This window comes from Paenibacillus sp. E222 (assembly GCF_013401555.1).
Taxonomy (GTDB): Bacteria; Bacillota; Bacilli; order Paenibacillales; family Paenibacillaceae; genus Paenibacillus.
In genome coordinates this window covers 3,601,950-3,623,530 of record NZ_CP058552.1, presented here as the reverse complement: position 1 = coordinate 3,623,530, position 21,581 = coordinate 3,601,950, and the positions used below count along the sequence as shown (strand labels likewise).

21 protein-coding genes are annotated in these 21,581 nt (G+C 48.6%); 1 reads left to right on the top strand and 20 read right to left on the bottom strand.

Going from position 1 to position 21,581, the window contains the following annotated elements:
• Positions 1-35: 35 nt before the first annotated feature.
• Positions 36-1,844 carry a DAK2 domain-containing protein gene (locus tag HW560_RS16310; RefSeq protein WP_179263916.1) on the bottom strand — a complete coding sequence of 603 codons (1,809 nt, stop codon included), beginning with the start codon at positions 1,842-1,844 and terminating at the stop codon, positions 36-38.
• 643 nt (positions 1,845-2,487) lie between these two features.
• Here HW560_RS16310 and rpmB point away from each other — a divergent pair.
• Positions 2,488-2,676 carry a 50S ribosomal protein L28 gene (gene rpmB, locus HW560_RS16305; RefSeq protein ID WP_024631107.1) on the top strand — a complete coding sequence of 63 codons (189 nt, stop codon included), beginning with the start codon at positions 2,488-2,490 and terminating at the stop codon, positions 2,674-2,676.
• Here the strand turns inward: rpmB and HW560_RS16300 are convergent, their stop codons facing one another.
• The 19 genes from HW560_RS16300 to dapF all read right to left on the bottom strand — a co-directional run bounded on the left by HW560_RS16300 (position 2,677) and on the right by dapF (position 21,446).
• Positions 2,677-2,871, bottom strand: coding sequence for a hypothetical protein (locus tag HW560_RS16300; RefSeq protein WP_064636619.1), 195 nt, complete (start codon positions 2,869-2,871; stop codon positions 2,677-2,679). It lies immediately after the preceding gene.
• Position 2,872: 1 nt separating this feature from the next.
• Entirely contained in the window at positions 2,873-2,953 is an 81-nt protein-coding gene (spoVM, locus tag HW560_RS16295; protein ID WP_019424875.1) for a stage V sporulation protein SpoVM, read from the bottom strand.
• 167 nt (positions 2,954-3,120) lie between these two features.
• Positions 3,121-3,372: a hypothetical protein gene (locus tag HW560_RS16290; protein WP_090901029.1), complete on the bottom strand. Its 252-nt coding sequence runs from the start codon at positions 3,370-3,372 to the stop codon at positions 3,121-3,123.
• Between the two features lie 2 nt (positions 3,373-3,374).
• Complete coding sequence (rpe, locus tag HW560_RS16285) at positions 3,375-4,034, bottom strand: ribulose-phosphate 3-epimerase (protein ID WP_053784310.1); 660 nt, start codon at positions 4,032-4,034, stop codon at positions 3,375-3,377.
• A 1-nt stretch (position 4,035) separates the two neighbouring features.
• Positions 4,036-4,953, bottom strand: coding sequence for a ribosome small subunit-dependent GTPase A (gene rsgA / locus HW560_RS16280; RefSeq protein WP_090901032.1), 918 nt, complete (start codon positions 4,951-4,953; stop codon positions 4,036-4,038).
• Positions 4,954-5,016: 63 nt separating this feature from the next.
• A complete protein-coding gene (pknB, locus tag HW560_RS16275) occupies positions 5,017-7,227 on the bottom strand; it encodes a Stk1 family PASTA domain-containing Ser/Thr kinase (RefSeq protein ID WP_090901035.1) in 2,211 nt (736 codons plus the stop codon).
• Positions 7,224-8,000, bottom strand: coding sequence for a Stp1/IreP family PP2C-type Ser/Thr phosphatase (locus HW560_RS16270; protein WP_090901037.1), 777 nt, complete (start codon positions 7,998-8,000; stop codon positions 7,224-7,226). The genes pknB and HW560_RS16270 overlap by 4 nt, the downstream gene beginning before the upstream one ends.
• A 7-nt stretch (positions 8,001-8,007) precedes the next feature.
• Positions 8,008-9,048 (bottom strand): dual-specificity RNA methyltransferase RlmN, encoded by a 1,041-nt coding sequence (gene rlmN, locus HW560_RS16265; RefSeq protein ID WP_090901040.1) that lies wholly within the window; start codon positions 9,046-9,048, stop codon positions 8,008-8,010.
• Between the two features lie 253 nt (positions 9,049-9,301).
• Positions 9,302-10,822 carry a 16S rRNA (cytosine(967)-C(5))-methyltransferase RsmB gene (gene rsmB, locus HW560_RS16260; protein ID WP_179263915.1) on the bottom strand — a complete coding sequence of 507 codons (1,521 nt, stop codon included), beginning with the start codon at positions 10,820-10,822 and terminating at the stop codon, positions 9,302-9,304.
• Positions 10,819-11,772, bottom strand: a complete 954-nt coding sequence (gene fmt, locus HW560_RS16255) for a methionyl-tRNA formyltransferase (RefSeq protein ID WP_090901046.1) — start codon at positions 11,770-11,772, stop codon at positions 10,819-10,821. The genes rsmB and fmt overlap by 4 nt, the downstream gene beginning before the upstream one ends.
• Positions 11,773-11,784: 12 nt before the next feature.
• Positions 11,785-12,273 carry a peptide deformylase gene (gene def, locus HW560_RS16250; protein WP_090901049.1) on the bottom strand — a complete coding sequence of 163 codons (489 nt, stop codon included), beginning with the start codon at positions 12,271-12,273 and terminating at the stop codon, positions 11,785-11,787.
• Between the two features lie 180 nt (positions 12,274-12,453).
• Positions 12,454-15,003 carry a primosomal protein N' gene (gene priA, locus HW560_RS16245; protein WP_179263913.1) on the bottom strand — a complete coding sequence of 850 codons (2,550 nt, stop codon included), beginning with the start codon at positions 15,001-15,003 and terminating at the stop codon, positions 12,454-12,456.
• A gap of 1 nt (position 15,004) precedes the next feature.
• Entirely contained in the window at positions 15,005-16,240 is a 1,236-nt protein-coding gene (coaBC, locus tag HW560_RS16240) for a bifunctional phosphopantothenoylcysteine decarboxylase/phosphopantothenate--cysteine ligase CoaBC (protein ID WP_179263911.1), read from the bottom strand.
• A 118-nt stretch (positions 16,241-16,358) separates the two neighbouring features.
• The gene (gene rpoZ / locus HW560_RS16235) at positions 16,359-16,574 is read right to left on the bottom strand and encodes a DNA-directed RNA polymerase subunit omega (protein WP_024631120.1); all 216 of its coding nucleotides are present in this window, start codon (positions 16,572-16,574) and stop codon (positions 16,359-16,361) included.
• Between the two features lie 155 nt (positions 16,575-16,729).
• Entirely contained in the window at positions 16,730-17,302 is a 573-nt protein-coding gene (gmk, locus tag HW560_RS16230) for a guanylate kinase (RefSeq protein WP_024631121.1), read from the bottom strand.
• 13 nt (positions 17,303-17,315) lie between these two features.
• Positions 17,316-17,576 (bottom strand): extracellular matrix/biofilm regulator RemA, encoded by a 261-nt coding sequence (remA, locus tag HW560_RS16225; RefSeq protein WP_006209218.1) that lies wholly within the window; start codon positions 17,574-17,576, stop codon positions 17,316-17,318.
• A 51-nt stretch (positions 17,577-17,627) separates the two neighbouring features.
• The gene (locus HW560_RS16220) at positions 17,628-18,527 is read right to left on the bottom strand and encodes a YicC/YloC family endoribonuclease (protein WP_076288229.1); all 900 of its coding nucleotides are present in this window, start codon (positions 18,525-18,527) and stop codon (positions 17,628-17,630) included.
• 19 nt (positions 18,528-18,546) lie between these two features.
• Positions 18,547-20,436 (bottom strand): bifunctional homocysteine S-methyltransferase/methylenetetrahydrofolate reductase, encoded by a 1,890-nt coding sequence (locus HW560_RS16215; RefSeq protein ID WP_090901060.1) that lies wholly within the window; start codon positions 20,434-20,436, stop codon positions 18,547-18,549.
• A 176-nt stretch (positions 20,437-20,612) separates the two neighbouring features.
• A complete protein-coding gene (gene dapF / locus HW560_RS16210; protein ID WP_090901063.1) occupies positions 20,613-21,446 on the bottom strand; it encodes a diaminopimelate epimerase in 834 nt (277 codons plus the stop codon).
• Positions 21,447-21,581 lie beyond the last annotated feature (135 nt).

Below are 21,581 nucleotides of genomic sequence, written 5' to 3'. Positions count from 1 at the left end.
AAAAAGTTAACTGGGGACTTTTTGAACAACCTCTATTAGGACTCTACAGAGAACAAATAATAATAAACCGGCTGTCCTCCAAGATGCACCTCTACCTCAGCATCAGGATATTGTTCTTCAAGCCATGCGACAAGCGCAGCGGTAATCTCAGGGGTAGCCTCGTCCCCTTCAAGGATCGTCACCACTTCATCTCCGCTTTCCATCATCTGTTGCAGCAGGCCTTCACATGCATGCAGCATGCTTTCGTCCGTTGCCACGATCTTGGAATTGTGGATACCGATGTAGTGTCCCGCTTTGATATCAAGCTCGTCATATTGTGTATCTCTGACCGCATGAGTCACTTGACCGGACTGTACCCGGCTAATTGCCTCAAGCATATGGTCACGATTGGTTTCCGCAGATTCATCCTCCTGGAAAGCAAAAGCCGCTGCCATGCCCTGAGGGATCGTCTTGCTCGGAATCACAATAATTCGACGTTCATCTTCCAGCAGCTCTCGGGCCTGCTCGGCAGCAAGTACAATATTGGAGTTGTTCGGCAAAATAAATACCTTTTCTGCCGCGATCGAACGCACCGCTTTCACAAAATCCTCGGTGCTTGGATTCATCGTTTGTCCACCAGACAGAACGACATCCACGCCAAGACTTTGGAAAATCTCCGCAATGCCTTCACCGGAAGATACCGCGATGAAACCATATGGTGCCATCTCGTCTGCTGGGAGCACGGCTTTTTCCACACTGCGCACCGCTTCAGGTGGAATCTCTGCGAACAGCTCAGGCGAAGGCGCAATGTCCATGCCTGCAGTCAGCAGATCACGATGCTGCTCACGCATATTGAGAATGTGAATTTGTGTGATTTCTCCATAACGGAGAGCCAGGTTTAGTACATCCCCAGGTGTCTTGGAATGCACGTGAACCTTAATCACTTCATCGTCAGCAATAATAATGATGGAATCCCCGTTAACTGACAACGCTTTCCGGAATGCTTCATCATCAAATGTAACACCTGCGTTCTCTCCAAGCTCGCGGTTAATAAAGAACTCCATGTCATACAGGAACTCAATATCTTCCGTTTCCAGTCGCGCCTGGGCAGACATTGGCATCTCCGGGACAATTACCTGCTGTGCAGGCTTCGCAGAAACCACTTCTGACGGTGCAGCCGGTTTCAATGCAGATGCCGCTACGGTTGGTTGTACGTCTCTCTGGAAGGATGTACGACTTGCCCCGTCCGTTTGCAACAGAACGTCCATGAAGCCTTCGTAAATATATACAAGCCCCTGACCGCCTGAATCCACAACACCAACCTGTTTCAATACAGGCAGCAATTCCGGAGTCATTGCCAGTGCTTCTTTTGCTTTTAACAATACTTCATTCATTAATTCAGTTATATCATTCGTCCGTCTTGCGTAGTAGTTGGCATGTTTCGCCGCTTCCTTGGCTACGGTAAGAATGGTCCCTTCAACGGGTTTCACTACGGCTTTATAAGCAGCGTCCACACCGTTCTGCAGGGCTGCGGCAAACTGGAGTGTATTCAGTTCCTCGTAAGGAGCAGCTGAACGACTGAATCCACGGAACAATTGTGATAATATTACTCCGGAATTCCCCCGTGCGCCCATAAGCAGGCCTTTTGATAAAATACCGGCAGCTTCTCCGATGGAGGCAGAACTCTTGCGTTTAATCTCTGCGACTCCTGCACTCATTGTCAAATTCATGTTCGTTCCCGTGTCGCCATCCGGCACAGGGAAAACATTCAGGGAATTGACGTGCTCTGCATGCTGTCCAAGTTGTTCCGCTCCGGCAAGTACCATTGCGGTAAAATCTGTTCCATTTAAAGAACGTATACTCAAGTGAGAATTCCCCTTCCTAGCTTGATACACGAACATCTTGCACCAAGATGTTATCTGGTCTGTTCATGCGCAAACGCTTATCGCGTTATTCTTCGTCCATACCTTGTCCGGCAAAGGCATATAATACAACATGTCAGCCGGATTAACGGTCTGGGCGGCCGGGCAACCGATATCCTGCAATTACTCTGTAACCCCTAATTCGGGGCATACGGATATGCACCGGTATCAAGAGCCGGCATGAATGCCGCATGGAGACTGGTGCCAATGATGGAATGCCGCAGCTCACAGCGTTGCCAAAAAAGCAGACCACCGACCCTTTAAGGCCGGTTTTTTCTCCGGCTTCCCCGAGGCAACAGCCTGTTCACCGCTGTATTATGGACTATTCAACATTGTACTATATTAGACAGGAGAAATAAATAAAGTTTTTGGATCAGTTGACGAAGCTTTTTTCAATATGATATTATATTCAAGTATTGTTTTATGCAGGTTTAGTAATGGAAATGATCCGGCTATGCCGGCTTGAACAACGCCATTAGCTACTGGAACCTGACCATTGCGGTCAGGAAGAACAATTTAGCCCGTCTGGAATGGCATTCGTGTCTCCTTAGGGCAACTGGTTATTTTAGGATAGGAGGTGTAATCTATGTCTCGCAAATGTTATGTGACAGGTAAGAAACCGGGCACCGGTAACCACGTATCCCACGCTAACAACCGTAACCGTCGTTCTTGGGGCGTAAACGTTCAGAAGGTCCGCATTCTCGTGAACGGTAAACCAAAACGTGTATACGTAAGCACCCGTGCACTGAAAGCCGGTAAAGTGACTCGCGTATAATCACGCAAAGCTACTATAAATCGGGTAAGCAAAAAGCACCTTGTTCCTTGCAGGTGCTTTTTTGGTATTCAGAAATAAAATCATGAATACACACATCAGCATGTGAATGGCCGCCGCATGGCGCTTCGCAGGTCCGAATTCCAGATGATCCTGAAGCCATAGCGGCGGTATTCGCCAATGGAACCTTTTAATCATGTCAGTTCTTTTGAAACGTATTAAGAATCGCCTTTACAAAGCCTCCCAAAAACTTCGGCAGTTTGAATGTGTAAAATTTCATACTTCACCCTCCCCATCATGCTCATGCATCCGCCGTATCCTATGCTCCAGGCCTTCCTTGCCTTAAACACGACAAAAAAGGCTACATGAGAAACCTGCTCATGTAACCATATTTATGCGGAACCCTTTGTCCCTATTCCACAATGACGAGCCTGGTTATCAGGTCATTTAGGTTTGGGTAGGGATATATTGATAGACAGCGATCATGAATACACTCAATAAGTAATACAGTATGCTGAATATCACAAAAGTAACCCGAAGTCCTGTACGGTCAAATTTGCGGAAGTACATAATGACAACACCAACCCCGATCAATGACGTAATCGCATTGTAAGGGGATTGAATGACCGCAAACATAGCAAGCACCAGTCCCGTAACGAGACTTGCACCCATTGTCCACAGCGTCTCCTTGAGGTTCATGCTCAGCCTCCGTAGCTACTGCGAATTTCGGCAATCGCGGCAGCGCGATCTTCACGTCCAAATACAGCACTTCCTGCAACGAGCACATCCGCTCCAGCTTCAACCACAAGCGGAGCTGTGTCGGCAGCAATACCGCCATCCACTTCAATATGCACGTCATGGCGTCCTTTTTCGTTCAGCCAGCTACGAATTTGCTTGATTTTATTCATGGTGCCTGAGATGAAGGCCTGTCCACCAAAACCGGGATTTACGGTCATGACAAGCACCATATCCACATCGTCCAGCACTTCCTGAATTGCACTTGCCGGAGTTCCCGGATTAAGAGCAACCCCTGCCTTCACTCCCTGTTCCTTGATCAGATGAATAACCCGGTGCAGATGCACACAAGCCTCGGCATGAACCGTAATAACAGCTGCGCCAGCTTTCGCAAATTCCTCCACATAACGCTCTGGGTTCTCAATCATCAAATGCACATCAAGCGGCAAACTTGTATGTGGAGCGATCGCTTTTACAATCGCAGGTCCAAGCGTAATATTAGGGACGAAATGACCGTCCATGACATCAACATGAATCCAGTCTCCGCCAGCAGCTTGGGCTTCCGCCACTTCCGCGCCGAGACGGGCAAAATCCGCAGATAAAATAGATGGGGCAATTTTAATCATATTAATACCTCCGCTTTTTGTCTTTCATTTCTGTAAGGAATTGTTCGTAATGCTGATAACGGCTTTCGGAGATCATTCCCTCCGCCTTGGCTGCAAGCACCCGGCAACCTGGTTCGTGCGTATGGGTACAGCCTCGGAACTTACACTGATCCGCATATTGAGCGAACTCCCGGAAACAAGTAGATAACTCCTCCACACCAATCTCCAGGAAGTCCAGTTGGCTGAATCCCGGCGTATCGGCGACAAAGCCACCATTATCCAGCGGTATGAGCTCCACGTGCCTGGTGGTGTGTTTCCCTCGGCCCAGGCGCATGCTGATTGCACTGGTCTCCAGGGTTAGACCTGGCATCAATGCATTCAGCATCGAAGATTTACCTACACCGGATTGCCCGGAGAATACGCTAATCTTGCCGGCAAGACGTTCCTTGAGCAGTTCATTACCTTCACCAGTTCGTGAACTCGTAGAGATAACTTCATATCCAATTTGCTCGTACAAAGCCTTTACTTCAGCCACTGTATCACGGGCATCGTTTTCTGGATCAGCCAGGTCCTGCTTCGTGAGCACAATTAGTGCATCCAGTCCGGCTTGTTCGATATGTACCAGGAATTTATCCAGCAGATTGAGATTCATATCCGGTTCCTTAACGGAAAATAACAGAACAGCCAGACTTACATTGGCTACAGGTGGACGAATTAACTCCGTCTCACGTTTGCGAATTTCATCTACTGTTCCTTCCCCGTTCTCTGTCAGCATATAGCTGACACGGTCACCCACAAGCGGTGAGGTACCCCGTTTTCTGAAGATGCCTCTGGCCCGGCATTGAACGGCGGAGCCTTCAACCGAAGGCACCCCGCTGTCTTCCAGTGGCATGACATAATAGTAACCGCTTAGCGCTTTAACGATGATACCTTCTGGCATAGCTCCGTCGCCCTCCTTTTAATTTACAGTACATTTACCCTAAACGTCGGCAATAAGCCGTCCTTATGGACGGCTTGATGCGTTAACGACTTCCTTTTTCTTGTTATCTTTGCCTTTGGAGGGACCCTTATCCTTATTCATCGCAGAAGTATCTCCCTCTTCGTTGTCCACTTCACCATCCACAGGTGTATCAGGCTCACCTTCCTGTTGTGTATCTACAGTGCCCTCATCACCACCACCGCCTTGATCAGGCTCCTCCGTTGTTGGAGGCGGCTCTGCACCCTTCTCGGGCTCAATGGTAGGCACAACTACCGTTCCATTTTTGGCATCAATATAGGACACCAGGTACGTATCCAGGAATTGGCCATCCCGATAGACAGAGACAACACCATCGACGTTTGGAGCCAGAACAAGCGGAATTGTCAGCGTTTGGGCAGACTTGATGCTCCGGGTTCCCCATTCCTGACTTTTGCCACGAGCATCCTCGAAAGTAATTCGAATTTTGCTGCTCTTTCCTACTTCTTTTGGCGAAACGTTAATGTTATAGGGGTAGTTCAATGCCTCAGGCGGATATCCAGTACTAATGAAAATGGTGATTTTATCACCAGGATTCACCTCTGCACCAGCTTCCACAGGCCATTGCTGTGTCACTTTGCCTTCATCTACGGTGTAGCTCGACTCTTCCTGAACCTGAGCAAGAATTAAGCCGGCGGTTTGGAGCTTTTTCTCAGCCTCGCTTCGCGTGAGATTTTTCAAGTCCGGCATTTTTATCGTTTCGGATCCTTTGCTCACGGTCAGAACAATCTGAACCTCTGCCGGATCGTATTCTACATTCACCCCAGGAGTTTGGGATAGAACCGTCCCCGCAGATTTATCATTTGAATATTCATCCTTACGCTGAATCTGATCCTCTTTGATATCCAGGCTGGTAAGTTGTTTGACCGCTTCATCATATGAAAGGTCTTTGAGATCAATCATCTTCAACAACTCTTTTTCCGCGCCAACACTCAGCTGGACCTCAGAGCCTTCTTTGACCACGTCGCCTTCATTTCGGGTCTGGTCAAATACAATACCTGGTTCCACATCCTCCTTGTACTCCCGGATGACAGTATCACTGACCACAAGCCCTTGATCCTGCAACATTTGACGAGCCTTCTCCTCGGTTTGGCCAATGACATTGGGTACAGTCACATCTGGCACAACAAGCATGCCTTTCACGTACCACACAACTCCAACCATCGCGATAAGAATAAGCACGGTCAACGAGATCAACAACGCTGGCTTTTTCCAGTTCTTTGTTTTGGGTTTGCCCTTGTTGTTATCTTGGTCAGACTCCATCACGGGTATAGCACCTGTGGATGTAACTCCACGCGGCTCCGGCTTGATCGCCGGCATAACACGGGTCTGATCGATATCATCCTCATCCGGAAAATCAATCTTCGTTTCATTACGTCTTTCCGGCATCAGGCAGGTTTCCAGATCCGTCTGCATTTCTTTAGCGGATTGGTAACGCTCCTGCGGATTTTTGCGCATGGATTTCAGAATAACGTTCTCTACGCTTTGCGGGATAAGCGGATTGAATTTGCGAGGTTCATCAAACTCTTCCTGCAAATGCTTCAAAGCAACGCTAATCGGACTCTCTCCCAGGAACGGAAGCTGCCCAGTCAGCATTTGATAGAGTACAATACCAAGGGAATATAAGTCCGACTTCTCGCCAGTCACGATGCCTTTGGCATGCTCAGGTGAGAAGTAATGTACGGAACCAACTACGGAGCCGGTCTGTGTAATCGTTGTGGACGTAACCGCACGGGCAATCCCGAAATCCGTTACTTTCACACGGCCATTACGACCAATCAATATATTATGTGGTTTGATATCCCGATGAATGATCTGATTATGATGTGCATGATCGAGGGCATCTGCAATCTGGGAGGCGATCCGAACCGCTTCGTCCACCTGCAGAGGCGCCCGCTCTTTAATAATTTCATTCAGGTTTTTACCTTCGACATATTCCATGACAATATAATGAACGTCATCTTCCTGCCCCACATCGTAGATACTGACCACGTTAGGATGGGAGAGAGATGCTGCAGACTGTGCTTCCCTGCGGAAACGGCGAATAAACTCTTCGTCATGCACAAATTGCTGCCTTAACACTTTGATGGCAACGTTCCGGTTGAGCAACAGATCCTGGGCCTTGTACACAAGAGCCATGCCGCCACCGCCGACACGCTCGATCACTTCATAGCGTCCGCCTAGCTGGTGCCCAATCATGACTCACACCCCGTTTCCGATGTCACGGAACCTTCCTTTTGCAGTTCGAATAATGCCACCGTGATATTGTCATCTCCTCCAGCAAGCAAAGCCAGCTGAAGCAAGCGATCCGCCCGATCTTCCAATGCCAGTTCCAGATTACCTGCGACCTGAATGATCTGCTCATTGCTGACCAGATTACTAAGCCCGTCACTGCACAGGAGAAGAACTTCGCCTTCTTCCAGCTTGACGGTATCCAGATCCACCTTCACTTCAGCGTCTGTCCCAAGTGCACGTGTCAGCACATTGCGTCGCGGATGATGAGAGACATCTTCTTTGCTGATCTGACCATTTTTGAACAATTCATTGACCAGCGTATGGTCCTCGGTCAACTGGATCACATGTTTGTTTGCAATCTTGTATGCTCTGCTGTCACCGATGTGACCAATAACGCCTTCCGTATCATTCAATAAGGCCGCAACCACGGTGGTTCCCATGTTGTGGTAATTATCATCCGAGGATGCAGTGCGGAAGATCACTTCGTTGGCATGCAAAATAGCATCGCTGAGTGCGGCTGACAAAGACGCATGTGAAAGACCCGGCTCAAGCGTTCCCAGATCCTGCACCAACGTCTCTACCGCCAGGCGGCTCGCTGTATCTCCTGCAAGATGTCCGCCCATACCATCGGCAACAATACCCAGAATATAACCTGTATCAAGATTTCGAATCCAGGCTGAATCTTCATTCACCGAACGCACCCGTCCGATATGGCTCACATGAACTGTTTTGATCAAAACGTTCTCACCTCAACTCCATATGCTTTGCACGAAGCTGACCGCAAGCGGCAGCAATATCATGTCCCTGTTCACGACGAATGGTTACATTAACACCCTGCTCCGAGAGGATCTTCTGAAAATTGAAAATGTCGCTTCTGGATGTTCTTACGTACTTACGCTCAGGTACATGGTTGACCGGAATCAGGTTCACGTGGCATAGCATGTTCTTAAGCACACTTGCCAGTTCTGCCGCATGTTCCGGCTGATCATTCACACCACCGATAAGTGCGTACTCAAACGTAATTCTGCGGCCCGTTTTCGCCAAGTAATAACGCAATGACTCCATTACATCGTCAAAAGGAAAACGGCGGTTTACCGGCATCAATTTGGAACGCAATGCATCATTTGGCGCATGGATGGAGATCGCCAGGTTAATCTGTGTATCTTCATCTGCAAACTTGTAAATGTTCGGTACGATTCCACTTGTGGACACCGTAATATGGCGCTGACCGATATTCAGCCCTTTTTCGTGAATCATGATACGCAGGAACGTCATTGTTGCTTCATAGTTCTCAAAAGGCTCACCTGAACCCATGATTACGATGCTGCTGACCCGCTCACCGCGTTCATCCAGAATTTTCTGGGCCTGCACAACCTGAGCGACAATTTCGCCAGCTGTAAGGTTACGTTTGAGTCCACCCAGTGTGGATGCACAGAACGTGCAGCCAATCCGGCAGCCAACCTGTGTTGTTACACAGATGCTGTTACCATAGTTGTGCTTCATAATAACTGTTTCGATCGCATGATCATCATGCAGACCGAACAGGAATTTAACCGTTCCATCCTTGGATTCAAATTTCGTAATTTCAGTTAGTGTAACGAATTCAAATTGTTCAGTCAGCTTTTCACGCAGCGCTTTCGACAGGTTCGTCATTTCACTGAAATCATTCACACGTTTCACATAAATCCAGTCGAAGATCTGACCACCGCGAAAAGCCGGCTCCCCGTTCTCAACAGCCCACTGTTGCAGCTCCTCCAGGGAATAATCATATATAAAAGGTTTCATTTTGTTGTCAACACCTATTCCTTCTTTTCTTTTGATCGTCTTCCTTCTTTTCTTTCCATTCGTCCTATTCTATCACAAAGACCACGTTACATCCATGTATACCCTTGATGCCTTTACTTCATGCATTATAACACCTCAATGCCTGCATCGCACCCTATCATGACATTTTACTGATGTTAAACCTTGAGGCTAATCACAAAGAAATCCGCCGAAGTTCCCCTCGGCGGCTATCCTTCAGTGCTCTATTAAACTGTTAATCCACTATCCTTGTCAACCTGGCAATGAAAAACCCGTCACTGTGAGCGTACTGTGGCAGAATCTGCACACCACCGTTAACAACCTTCAAATCAGCTGTTTCCATACCAGACCAGGCAGAGTCTTTAGCCGCCTTGTATTCGGGATGCCGAGCCAAAAAGTCAGCGATCCTATGCTCATTCTCCGCTGGCTCGATTGTACACGTACTATACACCAGAACACCACCCGGCTTTAATAGCGGTGCAACCCGATCCAGCAGTTCACGTTGCAGATTGGAGATATCCTGGATGTCTTCCGCAGTTTTGGTCCATTTGACATCTGGCTTGCGGCGAATAACACCTAGACCTGAACATGGCGCATCCAGCAGAATGCGGTCAAAGGATTCCTCTGGATAACGCTTATCCAGATCAAGGGCATCACCTGTCACAGCATCAATGCAGCTAAGTCCCAGACGATCTGCCTGATCCATGATCAACTGACGTTTGTGAGCATGTACATCATTGGCCACAATCCGTCCACGGTCCTGCATTTTCTCCGCCATATGGGCTGTCTTTCCGCCGGGAGCTGCACAGCAGTCCAGTACAGTCTGACCATCTTCAGGCCCAACGGCCTCAGCTACAAGCATGGAACTTTCATCCTGAACGGACAGCAAGCCATCCCGATACCAGGACGTATGTGCCATGTTACCACCACTGCGAACGAGAATACCGTCCGGACTAAGTCGAGAAGGTTCCACGATCGCTCCCGTACTCTCCATCTCTTGCATCAGTTTCTCACGTGTAGTCATTGTCGTGTTCACACGAACACTAACCGCAGGCGGCTCGTTATTCGCACGACAGATCGCTTCCGCTGTCTCTTCGCCATATTGGCTGATCCAGCGTTCGACCATCCACAGCGGATGAGAATGCTCCAGTGAGATACGTTCAGCTGCAGGCAGATGTTCGGGAATACGCAGTTCATCACGATTGCGAATCATGTTCCGCAATACTCCATTCACCATACCGGAGATGCCCTGATGACCCAATTTCTTAGCCAAATTGACAGCTTCACTCACCACCGCGTGTTCCGGAATACGGTCCAGATATAACATCTGGTACACGCTGATGCGCAGCAGGCTGCGAACCCAAGGTTGCAGCTTGGATACACCTTTGGCTACATATCGTTCCAGAAAATAATCAAGGGTATTCCGTCTTGCGATCGTACCATAGACCAACTCTGTAGCCAGCCCAGCATCTGCCGGACTTAGCTCGGCTTCTTTCAGACGCCGATTCAGCTCAAGGTTGCTGTACGCTCCTTCTTGCTCAACAGCGCTGAGTACCTTTACAGCGAGTGCACGAGCAGATGTTTTAGGCCGCTCCGAGCGTGATGCACCATTGGCAGAAGCTGGGGATGCAGATGAATGTCCTGCACGACCCGATTTTCCTGTGTTCGGACGACGCTGGTTTCCTCCGCCCCGAGAGGCGTTTCCTGCGACTTTATGACCATTTCCTGACGGACGGCCCGGTGTATTTCCGCTCATTGCAGCACCGTTCCTGGTTTCAGGGTACCACCACGGGCAAAGTCAGCAGCTTGCATTACTTTTTTGCCTGCGGGCTGAACCTCAGTAAGCCAGAGAGAACCGTCACCTGTGCGAACTTCAATGCCGTTTTTGCCCAATTGTAACACCGTTCCCGGCTCAGCTTGTCCAGCATCGGAAGACGAGAGTACATCCATCTGCTTCGGATTCGTTGCTGCCCATACCTTGAAGACCTGCTCATCCCACATCGTGAATGCACCCGAGAACGGCACAAGACCGCGAATCTGATTGAACAATTCACGCGACGTCCGATTCCAGTCCATCTTCTCGTCATCCCGAGTCAGATTACGTGCATAGGAAGCCTCGGCTTCATCCTGTGGGACAGCCGTTGTTTCACCTGCAATCAGCCGCGGCATTTCTTCCTGAAGCAGTTTGGAGCCCGCTTCGCTGAGCTTTACAAACATGGACCCTGATGTATCTTCATCCGTAATCGCTACTTCTACACGTGAGATCATATCTCCCGTATCCAAGCCTTCCGCCATAAACATCAGTGTAACACCCGTCACCGGCTCTCCATTAATAATGGAACGTTGAATCGGGGCACCACCGCGATATTTTGGCAAAAGAGAGCCATGCACGTTCACACAACCGCGAACGGGCATATCCAGCACAGCTTTGGGCAGAATCTGCCCAAAAGCCGCAGTCACAATCAGATCCGGTTTCCATTCAGCCAACTGGGCTACAGCTTCCGGCGCACGCAGTTTCACTGGTTGAAATACAGGCAGGTCGTGGCGTTCTGCCGCAGCCTTGACCGGTGTTGGTGTTAGTACCTTTTTGCGGCCCTGTGGTTTATCCGGCTGTGTGACTACCCCAACCACGTTATATCCCTCGGCAATAAGCATATCGAGAGACGGAACTGCAAATTCAGGCGTTCCCATAAAAACAATATTCAAATCGATCACTCCTTAGTTACGACGCGGCCCGGTTTGATCGGCTGCAATTTCGTACACCTTTTCAGCAATATCCGTAAATAGCACGCCATCCAAATGGTCAATCTCATGTTGGAATGCGCGAGACAACAGTCCGCTGCCCGTAATAATCAGTTCCTTGCCTTCGCGGTCCAACCCTTTGACAGTAACTGTCTCAAAACGACGCACATCACCGTTAATACCAGGAATACTCAAGCATCCTTCGGGTCCAAATTGCTCTCCCTCACTCGCAATAATCTCCGGATTGATCATCTTGATCAGGCCCTGCTCATCTCCGCAATCGATCACAATAAGCCGTTTCAAAATACCAACCTGTGGTGCAGCCAGACCTACGCCTTCTGCGTCATACATCGTATCTGCCATATCATCCAGCAGTTTCTGTACATTGGGTGTAACTTTCGTTACTTCTTTAGCTCTTTTGTGTAGTACCTCATCCGGTTCTTTCACGATAATACGAATCGACATGTTGTAAGCACCTTCCTAATCCTCATCATAATTTCAGGACATCAGGCTCATTTCAAAAATAGTACTGATTTTCTGCTATGTAGCAGGTATCAAAAACTGATTTTAAGTTCGAGCCATCATTCATGTTGTTTTAATCTATGTTTATACCGCCTGTTTACATCCGCATTTTACTACAAATGCTCACATTAACATTTGCGGGTCTACATCCAGACTAATTTGCAGCTTCTGCGCCTGAACGTCGTCGTCCATGCGCCGGGCCGTCGCGAGCGCCAGGCCAATGGCGTCGACATCCCCCCGCCATTTTATCATACATTGGAATCTGTATCTATTCTTGATCCGGGGAATCGGTGATGCTACCGGGCCAAGCACGTCAAAGGCATCATTGCTGAAACGATCCAAACTGCCTAACCAGCCAGCAGCATTTGCCTTTTCTTTCAGTATTCGTGTGTAGTTCTCAGCCAGTCGGATCAGTACCGGAAGCTGCTCATGTGAGAAGGTCACCAAAATCAGGCGACAGTAAGGCGGATACTGCAAATTGCGCCGATGCAATAATTCCTCACGGACAAACGAAACATAGTCATGCTGGCTCGCATGCCCAATCGAATAGTGCTCTGGTGTATAGGACTGAACGAATACCTCGCCCGGCAGTTGATGTCGACCTGCACGACCCGCCACCTGGGTGAGCAGTTGAAATGTTTTTTCGGCAGCCCTGAAATCAGGCAAATTGAGTGCGGAGTCTGCGGTAATGACACCAACCAGAGTGACATCAGGAAAATCAAGCCCTTTAGCCACCATCTGGGTACCGAGCAATACGTCTGCCTTTTTCTCGCGAAACTGCTTCAATAACTTCTCATGCGAACCTTTTTCGCTCGTTGTATCCACGTCCATCCGAATGACGCGAATACCCGGGAACAACTTCGCCAATTCTTCCTCTACCCGCTGCGTACCTGTACCGAAATATCGAATATGCTCGCTGCCACAATCCGGGCACACTTCTGGTGCTGCTTCCGCATATCCACAATAGTGACAACGAAGATTGTTGGAACGCTGATGATAGGTTAATGAAATATCACACTCGGGACAGCCTGCGACGTAACCACAACTGCGACACATCACAAAGGTGGAATAGCCGCGTCGATTCAGCAAAAGCACGGTCTGTTCCCCACGCTCCAACCGCTCTTCCAGCCCTTTGTGCAAGGCGCGGCTGAACATCGAGCGATTACCGTCCTTCAACTCTTCACGCATATCAACAATCCGTACCTCCGGCAGCTTATTACCAAGTGCGCGGGTCGGCATCTCCAACAAAAGTGGTGCAAAATCATCATTGCTCTGCGAACGAGCAGCATAGTAACTTTCCAGTGAAGGTGTCGCTGAACCCAGGACAACGACAGCCTGGTGCTGCTGTGCTCTTTTTACCGCTACATCACGGGCATGATATTTCGGGGTTTCTTCCTGTTTATATGAAGTCTCGTGCTCCTCGTCCATAATGATCAGACCAAGACGACTGAACGGAGCAAAGACTGCTGAACGGGCGCCAATGGCAACTTTCACCTGGCCTTCCCGAATTTTGCGCCACTCATCATAACGCTCTCCACCAGACAAACGACTGTGCATCACGGCAACCTGATCACCAAAACGTCCTTTAAAACGCTCAACCATCTGCGGTGTCAATGCAATCTCGGGTACAAGCACAATCGCCTGCCGATCCTGTTCAATACAGCGCTGAATGGTCTGGAGGTATACTTCCGTCTTGCCGCTGCCTGTTACACCATGAAGCAAAAAGACGCCATGGCGCCTTTCCTGCAATCGACCATTAATATTGTTATAGACAAGCTGCTGCTCATCGGTCAGATTCAGTGGCTCGGTCGCACGAAACTTACGTCCCTGATAAGGATCACGAAAGACTTCGACGTCATCCGTTACAACCAGCCCTTTCTCCTCCAGACCTTTGACTGTAGCCGCTGATACCTGAAGTGTGGACAGCAATTCTTTCATCGCCATCGGCAACAGTTCTTTCATTTCCAGCAAGAAAGCCAAAACTTCTTTCTGCCGTTGCGCCTTTGCCGGGAATGAAGTCAATGCCTCTTCCGCAGCCGCTGCATCCACAGCTAGATTAATGGATTTCATCGTTTTTTTATTCAGCTTGTCCTTAATCGCCTGACTTTCAAGCAGGACACCACTGAGCAACAACTTCTTGATCAGCGCAGCATGATTGGGGTATTTACGACTTAATTGCTGAAGGGGAACCTGCCCACGACTCTTCACAAAACGAATAATATCTTGCTGCACTTTTTCTGAAGTCGATTCTTCTCCCCACACAAAAAGAACTTCTTCACCTGATGTTGAACCTGCCATTTGTCCATCCAGGGCATCTCCAAGTGAGATGTACCGTTCTGCTTTCCCTTTCAACGCAGTCGGTACCATCACCTGCAAAGACAAAATGCGGTTGCTGGCATAACGTTCACTCATCCATTCAGCTAATTCAACCAAATCTTCTGATAACGGTGGAACGATATCCAGCAATTCCTGAATCGGTTTGAGTTTGAAAGTCTCCGTACCCGTGCGAGGCACCAGATCAATCACGAAACCCTGCACCGTCCGATGACCAAAAGGTACACCTACCCTGCTGCCTATTTCAATCCATTCACGCATGGATTCCGGCACCAGATAATCAAACGGCCGGTCCGTTTCCTTCACCGGAACATCGACAATAACCTTGGCGATCTCCATATTAATTCCTCCCGGCAATGCGCTCCGCCGCAATCGAAAGCAACCGGCGAGCTACCTCTTCCTTGGCAACCACCTGAAGCTCTTCCACCAAACCTTCACGGTCATAGATGTGCACCGCGTTGGTATCTGTTCCAAATCCGGCACCCGCCTGGGTGACATCATTGGCTACGATCAGATCACAGTTTTTCCGTTCCAGTTTCTCACGTGCATACATTTCTAATGAATTGGTCTCCGCAGCAAAACCAATCAAAAATTGATGGCTCTTCTGCTTACCCAGCGTTTCAAGAATATCTATATTTTTAATAAGTTCAAGCGATAATGTATCGCCTTTCTTCTTGATTTTCTCTGTGTACACTTCCTTGGGACGATAATCCGCAACAGCTGCGGCCTTAACCACGATATCTGCATCATCCCACTCACCTGCTACCGCATCATACATATCCTGCGCAGACTGCACCGGGATCACATGTACATTGGCTGGCGGCTGAACCTGGGTATTCCCCATAACTAAAGTTACATCTGCCCCCAGATCACGTGCTGTCGCTGCAATGGCAAAACCCATTTTTCCAGAGGAATCATTGGTAATATATCTCACCGGATCAATTCGTTCTATGGTACCTCCTGCAGTGACCACAACCTTCTTCCCACTCAACAAAGAAAACTGTTCATTACGTTCCCGTTTGGCAGACTCCTGCTGTTCAAAAAAACGTTCCACCACATCGACAATCGTCTCTGGCTCTTCCAAACGACCTTTGCCCACATAGCCGCAGGCCAGTTGACCTTCACCTGGTTCAATCATCATCGTTCCGCGCTCGGTTAACAGGCACATATTATGTTGTACAGCCGGATGATCATACATATGTACATTCATCGCTGGCGCAATCATCACCGGAGCAGTGGTTGCAAGCAAGGTTGTAGAGAGCATATCATCAGCCATCCCATGTGCCATTTTGGCAATGACATTGGCTGTTGCCGGAGCAACCAGAACAAGATCGGCCATATCAGCCAGATGGATATGCGAGACGACCGAAGGCTCCCGCTCATCAAATGTATCACTATATACCACATTTCGGGTCAAGGTTTGCAGCGTTAATTCGGTAATAAACTGTTTCGCGGAATCCGTCATAATGACATGAACGTCCGCTCCTTTTTGCACCAGTCTACTGCATAATGTAGCCGCTTTGTATGCGGCTATGCCGCCAGTCACACCAAGCACGATTTTTTTACCGTTCAACATGGTTATCCCCCCGATATACGACGTTTATAATGATGAATAGAGAAAAAAATAACAACCTCGCGGTTGTCAAATAAATCCGGCTTGCGCCGTATGCAGTTGAAGAGCAGCCGCAGGCGGCTTACTCTTCTTCCTCTTCGTCCTGTCCTTTGATGACAACGAGCAGATCACCATAAATTTCTTCAAGTGCAACGCCAACCTGTTTATGAGATCTGGCATTTCTCAAATCCGTTTTCTCACCTTCACGAAGCTGTCTTGCCCGGCGGGAAGCGGCAACAACAAGGGAATACTTGCTGTCGACTTTGTTCATCATTTCATCAATAGAAGGATACAGCATATTTACAAAACACCTCTTTGCATTAGTATAATCACAATTCGCTGCCTGACGGAATCATGGTGCACCGCTGTATGCGTGAACCAGACTGGAGCTGCTCTACATATATCCTATGACAGCTTCTCCACTGATTATCGCATTTTGCGGCGGCAAATGGATTATTTATTGATCTTACAATGTTCGGCGATAATGATGCTTTCTATTCGTTTACACGCCAAATCAATTTCATCATTAACGACAGCGTAATCGTACTGCTCCAGCAGACTGATCTCATCTACCGCGACGGACATCCGGTGATCAATCGTCGCCTGACTTTCCGTACCACGGCCCTGAATGCGATCTTTAAGCTCGTCCAATGAAGGAGGCAACAGAAATACAAAGATCCCTTCCGGGAACTTTTCTTTCACCTTCAACGCGCCTTGAACTTCAATCTCAAGAATGATGTCCCGGCCTTCGTTAATCGTTTTCTCCACAAAATCACGCGGTGTTCCGTAATAGTTCCCTACATATTCTGCGTGTTCCAACAATTGATCTTCAGCAATCATGTTCAGGAATTCTTCATGGCTTCTGAAGAAATAATTGACGCCATGTTCCTCACCCAGACGTGGCTGACGAGTCGTTGCCGAGACAGAATAAATCAATTCCGGCACCCGTTTGCGCAAAGCGCTGCATACTGTACCCTTCCCGACCCCAGATGGGCCGGACAACACTACCAGTAATCCCTTAGACATATTACACTCCATTTTATTCGTCGTTGTCATCATCTTTCGAAGAAAGACGATGGGCGACCGTTTCTGGCTGAACCGCAGACAGAATGACATGATCGCTATCCGTAATAATCACGGCACGAGTACGTCTTCCGTACGTTGCGTCTATCAGCATATGACGGTCTCTTGCCTCTTGTATAATCCTCTTGATCGGCGCCGATTCCGGACTCACGATGGATATAATCCGGTTCGCCGATACGATGTTACCGAATCCAATGTTAATGAGTTTGATTGCCATAATCAGGTTCTTCCCCCTATACATGCGACTCTTTTGCCGAAATATGACCGTTCATTCGATATTCGCCGCTTGCTCACGAATTTTCTCCAGTTCCGCCTTCATCTCGACAACACGGTTCACCAGAGCCAAATGGTTGGCTTTTGATCCAATCGTATTGACTTCCCTATTCATCTCCTGAATAAGAAAGTCCAACTTGCGGCCTACTGGCTCATCACTTTTCAGCAGCTCCCTGCTCTGTCCAAAGTGACTGAGTAGACGCGTAAGCTCTTCCTCTATGTTAGAACGATCGGCAAACATAGCAATTTCCATACCCAATTTATGCTCGTCAAAAGGGAAAGAGCCTTCTTCCTGCATTTCCGTAAGCCTTTGTCTTAACTTGTTGCGATGATCACTCACCACAGTCGGCGCAAGAGCAAGCATCTCGGTATGCAGTGATTCCAGACGACTGACACGTCGTTCCAGATCACTGGCCAGATGAAGACCCTCGCGGGCGCGCATCTGCTCCAGACCGGATAAAGCCTCTTCCAACCCCTGCTGCAGGACACGCTCCCATTCGTCCTTCTGCTCTTCCGGAAGCGAACTCGTCCCATCCGAATGAACCATGACATCTGGAAGTGCCAGCATATCCATAATACTCGGTTTGCCCTGCATACCATAGCGGCTCTCCAATTGCTCTGCGGCCTGAAGATAGGCCCTGACCGCCTGCTCATTCAGAACAGCGGGAAGAGCCTGGTCTTCATCTTTTTCTTTCATTACATAAACATCAATCCGCCCACGTTTTAAGCGGCTTTGTACCTTTTTCCTCAATCCGTCTTCATAACACGTCCACTCTCTTGGGAGACGCATCATCACTTCGCAATAACGATGATTGACAGACTTGATTTCCAATTGTACCTTATAGCCTCCAAAATGAAAGGCGGATTGACCGTATCCGGTCATACTGAATGACATCGGCATCACATCCGTTACACTATTGTAATTGATTATTAGGGTTGAAACAAGTAGGACATTGATGCTCCGACTTCTCCCACACATATTGGGTCAATTCGGCCGTCATACTATAGAACATAAATGGAGTCATTAGATAGATTCCTTTGAAATGTTTTGTTGCTACATCCAGAAGCTCCTTGGCGATCTTCACACCCATTGCTCGACCTTCTTCGCCTTCGAGACCAGCCATCCGGGAGCGAACTTCATCCGACAGTTGAATACCCGGAACCTCATTATGCAGGTATTCTGCATTTCGGCCGCTGGCTAACGGCATTACCCCTACGAAGATCGGCACATCCAGATGCTTGGTCGCTTCATGCATGGCTACGATTAGTTCAGGATCGTATACCGGCTGTGTCATAATATAATCGGCTCCGGAAGCAATCTTTTTCTCAAGACGCTGTACAGCCTTATCCAGATGTTTCACATTCGGGTTAAATGCGGCACCGATAACAAAGCCTGCCTTCTGCTTAAGCGGTTTACCGGAGAAGGACACGCCGTCGTTCAACTGTTTGATCATACGTATAATTTCAAATGAAGTCAGATCGTATACCGAGCTTGATCCGGGCAAATCACCAAATCGTGCAGGATCACCTGTTACAGCGAGTACATGATTAATGCCCAGAGCATCAAATCCCATCATGTGCGATTGTGTCCCGATCAGATTCCGGTCACGACATGCAATATGCACCAGTGGGCGCAATCCAGTACGATCCTGAACAAGATGACCTAGAGCCATGTTGCTCATCCGGGTAACCGCCAGGGAATTATCAGCCAATGTTAATGCATCTGCACCAGCCGCTTTCAGTGTCTCGGCACCTTTCATAAACTTCGCAATGTCGAGATCACGCGGTGGGTCAAGTTCGACGATGACGGTATGACGTTGTTTGACCAGATCCACAATCGTAGGCTGCCCACCCCGTCCAGACCGTTCATCTACATTCTCATGCAAGATGATACGCGGTTTCGACTCGGACGGATCAGGTTCCAGTATCGGAGCAGGTGTGTACTCAACAAGAGCCTGGGCAATTGCCGCGATATGATCAGGTGTCGTACCACAGCAGCCTCCGATAATACGTGCGCCCAGATCAGCGAATTGCACTGCGGTCTGTCCGAAGTATTCCGGAGACGCTCCATAACGGAACTGACCATCGACGTAATCCGCGGCACCCGCATTCGGGTAAACAGACATGGGAACACCGATACGGCCTGATACAGTTTCCATCGCCCGCATAATTCCGTTTGGACCGGAACGGCAGTTGAAACCAATGACGTCAGCCCCTTGCTCACGCATGATTCGGAAAGCTTCAGGCATCGTGTATCCATCCAGTGTATGCCCTACATCCTCAACAGCGAACTGTCCAATTACCGGGAGATCACTCAGCTTGCGCGCCTGCAGAAGGGCGATATCCATCTCCTCGATATCATAAAAGGTTTCGAGCAGAATGCCGTCCACTCCTTCTTCGAGCAGTGCAAAAATCTGCTGCTGGTAGAAGCGCTTCAATTCACTTGTTGATACGTTCGTCCGCTTTCCTCCACGAATGGAGCCAACCGCGCCCAGAACATAACCGTTTGGCCCAGCTACTTCTTTGGCAATGCGCACACCGGCACGATTTACATCCTCCACCTTGGATTCCAGACCAAACTTGGACAACTTATCGTAATTGGCAGAGTACGTATTGGTTTCATGAATTTCTGTACCCGCATCGCGATAACGACGATGCACATCTGCCACCACTTCAGGTGAAATCAAGTTCAACTCTTCATAAGAAATCCCTACCGGGAATCCCATCTGATACAGGAAAGTTCCCATCGCCCCATCCCCTATGAGGACCCGTTCCTGCATTACACTGCGTAAATCCGCCTTCATCCCTTTTCCCCCCGCCTGACTGATCATTTCATACTAATGTAACACAAAAAACATCTGAAAACGAAGAAAAACACAGGTTTTTCGTGAAATTCAGTTTCTATAACCATCTGGACTAGTAGGAATTCATATAACTGCAAAAAAAGAGGCCCTAAGGCCTCCTCATTTAAACGTATCCTTTACGAAGTGACTCCCTTGAAAACAACTTCGGCAGGCCCAGTCATGTATACGTGATTGTCTGCTTCGTTCCACTCAATATGAAGATCGCCGCCCTTGAGGCTGATCACCGCTGTGCGATCCGTATGTCCGTTCAGAACGGATGATACCAGTGTTGCGCAAGCTCCAGTTCCACAGGCAAGTGTTGGGCCAGCACCGCGTTCCCACACACGCATGTCCACATATCCGCGATCGCGAACCGTCGCGAACTCTACATTGATTTTTTTCGGGAACATAGGATGAACTTCAAGAAGTGGCCCCCATGTCGAGAGATCGAAATTGACAGCATCATCGACATAGATGACTGCATGAGGATTACCCATAGAGACTGCCGTAAATTTGAACTCCTGTCCACTCACTTCAATGGAGTGATCTACCACCGGGTTGGCATCGACGGTGGTGGGAACCTGAAGTCCATTCAGGATAGGTTCTCCCATATCCACACGAACCGTTTCCACTTTACCATCACGAATGTTCAAGCTTACGGGTTGTACACCCGCACCGATGGTTTCAATCGTAATCTGTTCTTGGGTCACATGACCATGATCATATACATATTTGGATACACAGCGGATGGCATTGCCGCATTGCTCTGCCTCCGAACCGTCCGAGTTCATGATGCGCATCTGAAAATCCGCCTTCTCTGAAGGTAGTATATAAACCAGGCCATCCGCGCCGATGCCGAAGAAACGGTTGCACCATTTTACAGCTAATTCTGCTGCATCAGCCGGAAGCTGTTGTTCTCCAAACACAACAATAAAATCGTTGCCGAGTCCATGCATTTTTGTAAATTCCATACCTTGCCCACTCCTTTTGGCAGTCTGCTGCCAAAGCGTTATTCTTGCTCCTCTACAGGATAACCCGGAAAATTCATATCCAACATTCCAAATAAAAAAAGCTATCCTGCAAAATGCCGAGGAATCTCGCCTCGA

Excerpts from the sequence above, each read along its gene's own strand:
- rpmB (WP_024631107.1), top strand. The coding sequence starts at position 2,488 with ATGTCTCGCAAATGTTATGTGACAGGTAAGAAACCGGGCACCGGTAAC.
- HW560_RS16300 (WP_064636619.1), bottom strand. The coding sequence starts at position 2,871 with ATGATTAAAAGGTTCCATTGGCGAATACCGCCGCTATGGCTTCAGGAT.
- spoVM (WP_019424875.1), bottom strand. The coding sequence starts at position 2,953 with ATGAAATTTTACACATTCAAACTGCCGAAGTTTTTGGGAGGCTTTGTA.
- HW560_RS16290 (WP_090901029.1), bottom strand. The coding sequence starts at position 3,372 with ATGAACCTCAAGGAGACGCTGTGGACAATGGGTGCAAGTCTCGTTACG.
- rpe (WP_053784310.1), bottom strand. The coding sequence starts at position 4,034 with ATGATTAAAATTGCCCCATCTATTTTATCTGCGGATTTTGCCCGTCTC.
- rsgA (WP_090901032.1), bottom strand. The coding sequence starts at position 4,953 with ATGCCAGAAGGTATCATCGTTAAAGCGCTAAGCGGTTACTATTATGTC.
- pknB (WP_090901035.1), bottom strand. The coding sequence starts at position 7,227 with ATGATTGGGCACCAGCTAGGCGGACGCTATGAAGTGATCGAGCGTGTC.
- rlmN (WP_090901040.1), bottom strand. The coding sequence starts at position 9,048 with ATGAAACCTTTTATATATGATTATTCCCTGGAGGAGCTGCAACAGTGG.
- rsmB (WP_179263915.1), bottom strand. The coding sequence starts at position 10,822 with ATGAGCGGAAATACACCGGGCCGTCCGTCAGGAAATGGTCATAAAGTC.
- def (WP_090901049.1), bottom strand. The coding sequence starts at position 12,273 with ATGTCGATTCGTATTATCGTGAAAGAACCGGATGAGGTACTACACAAA.
- priA (WP_179263913.1), bottom strand. The coding sequence starts at position 15,003 with ATGGAGATCGCCAAGGTTATTGTCGATGTTCCGGTGAAGGAAACGGAC.
- coaBC (WP_179263911.1), bottom strand. The coding sequence starts at position 16,240 with ATGTTGAACGGTAAAAAAATCGTGCTTGGTGTGACTGGCGGCATAGCC.
- rpoZ (WP_024631120.1), bottom strand. The coding sequence starts at position 16,574 with ATGCTGTATCCTTCTATTGATGAAATGATGAACAAAGTCGACAGCAAG.
- gmk (WP_024631121.1), bottom strand. The coding sequence starts at position 17,302 with ATGTCTAAGGGATTACTGGTAGTGTTGTCCGGCCCATCTGGGGTCGGG.
- remA (WP_006209218.1), bottom strand. The coding sequence starts at position 17,576 with ATGGCAATCAAACTCATTAACATTGGATTCGGTAACATCGTATCGGCG.
- HW560_RS16220 (WP_076288229.1), bottom strand. The coding sequence starts at position 18,527 with ATGTCATTCAGTATGACCGGATACGGTCAATCCGCCTTTCATTTTGGA.
- HW560_RS16215 (WP_090901060.1), bottom strand. The coding sequence starts at position 20,436 with ATGAAGGCGGATTTACGCAGTGTAATGCAGGAACGGGTCCTCATAGGG.
- dapF (WP_090901063.1), bottom strand. The coding sequence starts at position 21,446 with ATGGAATTTACAAAAATGCATGGACTCGGCAACGATTTTATTGTTGTG.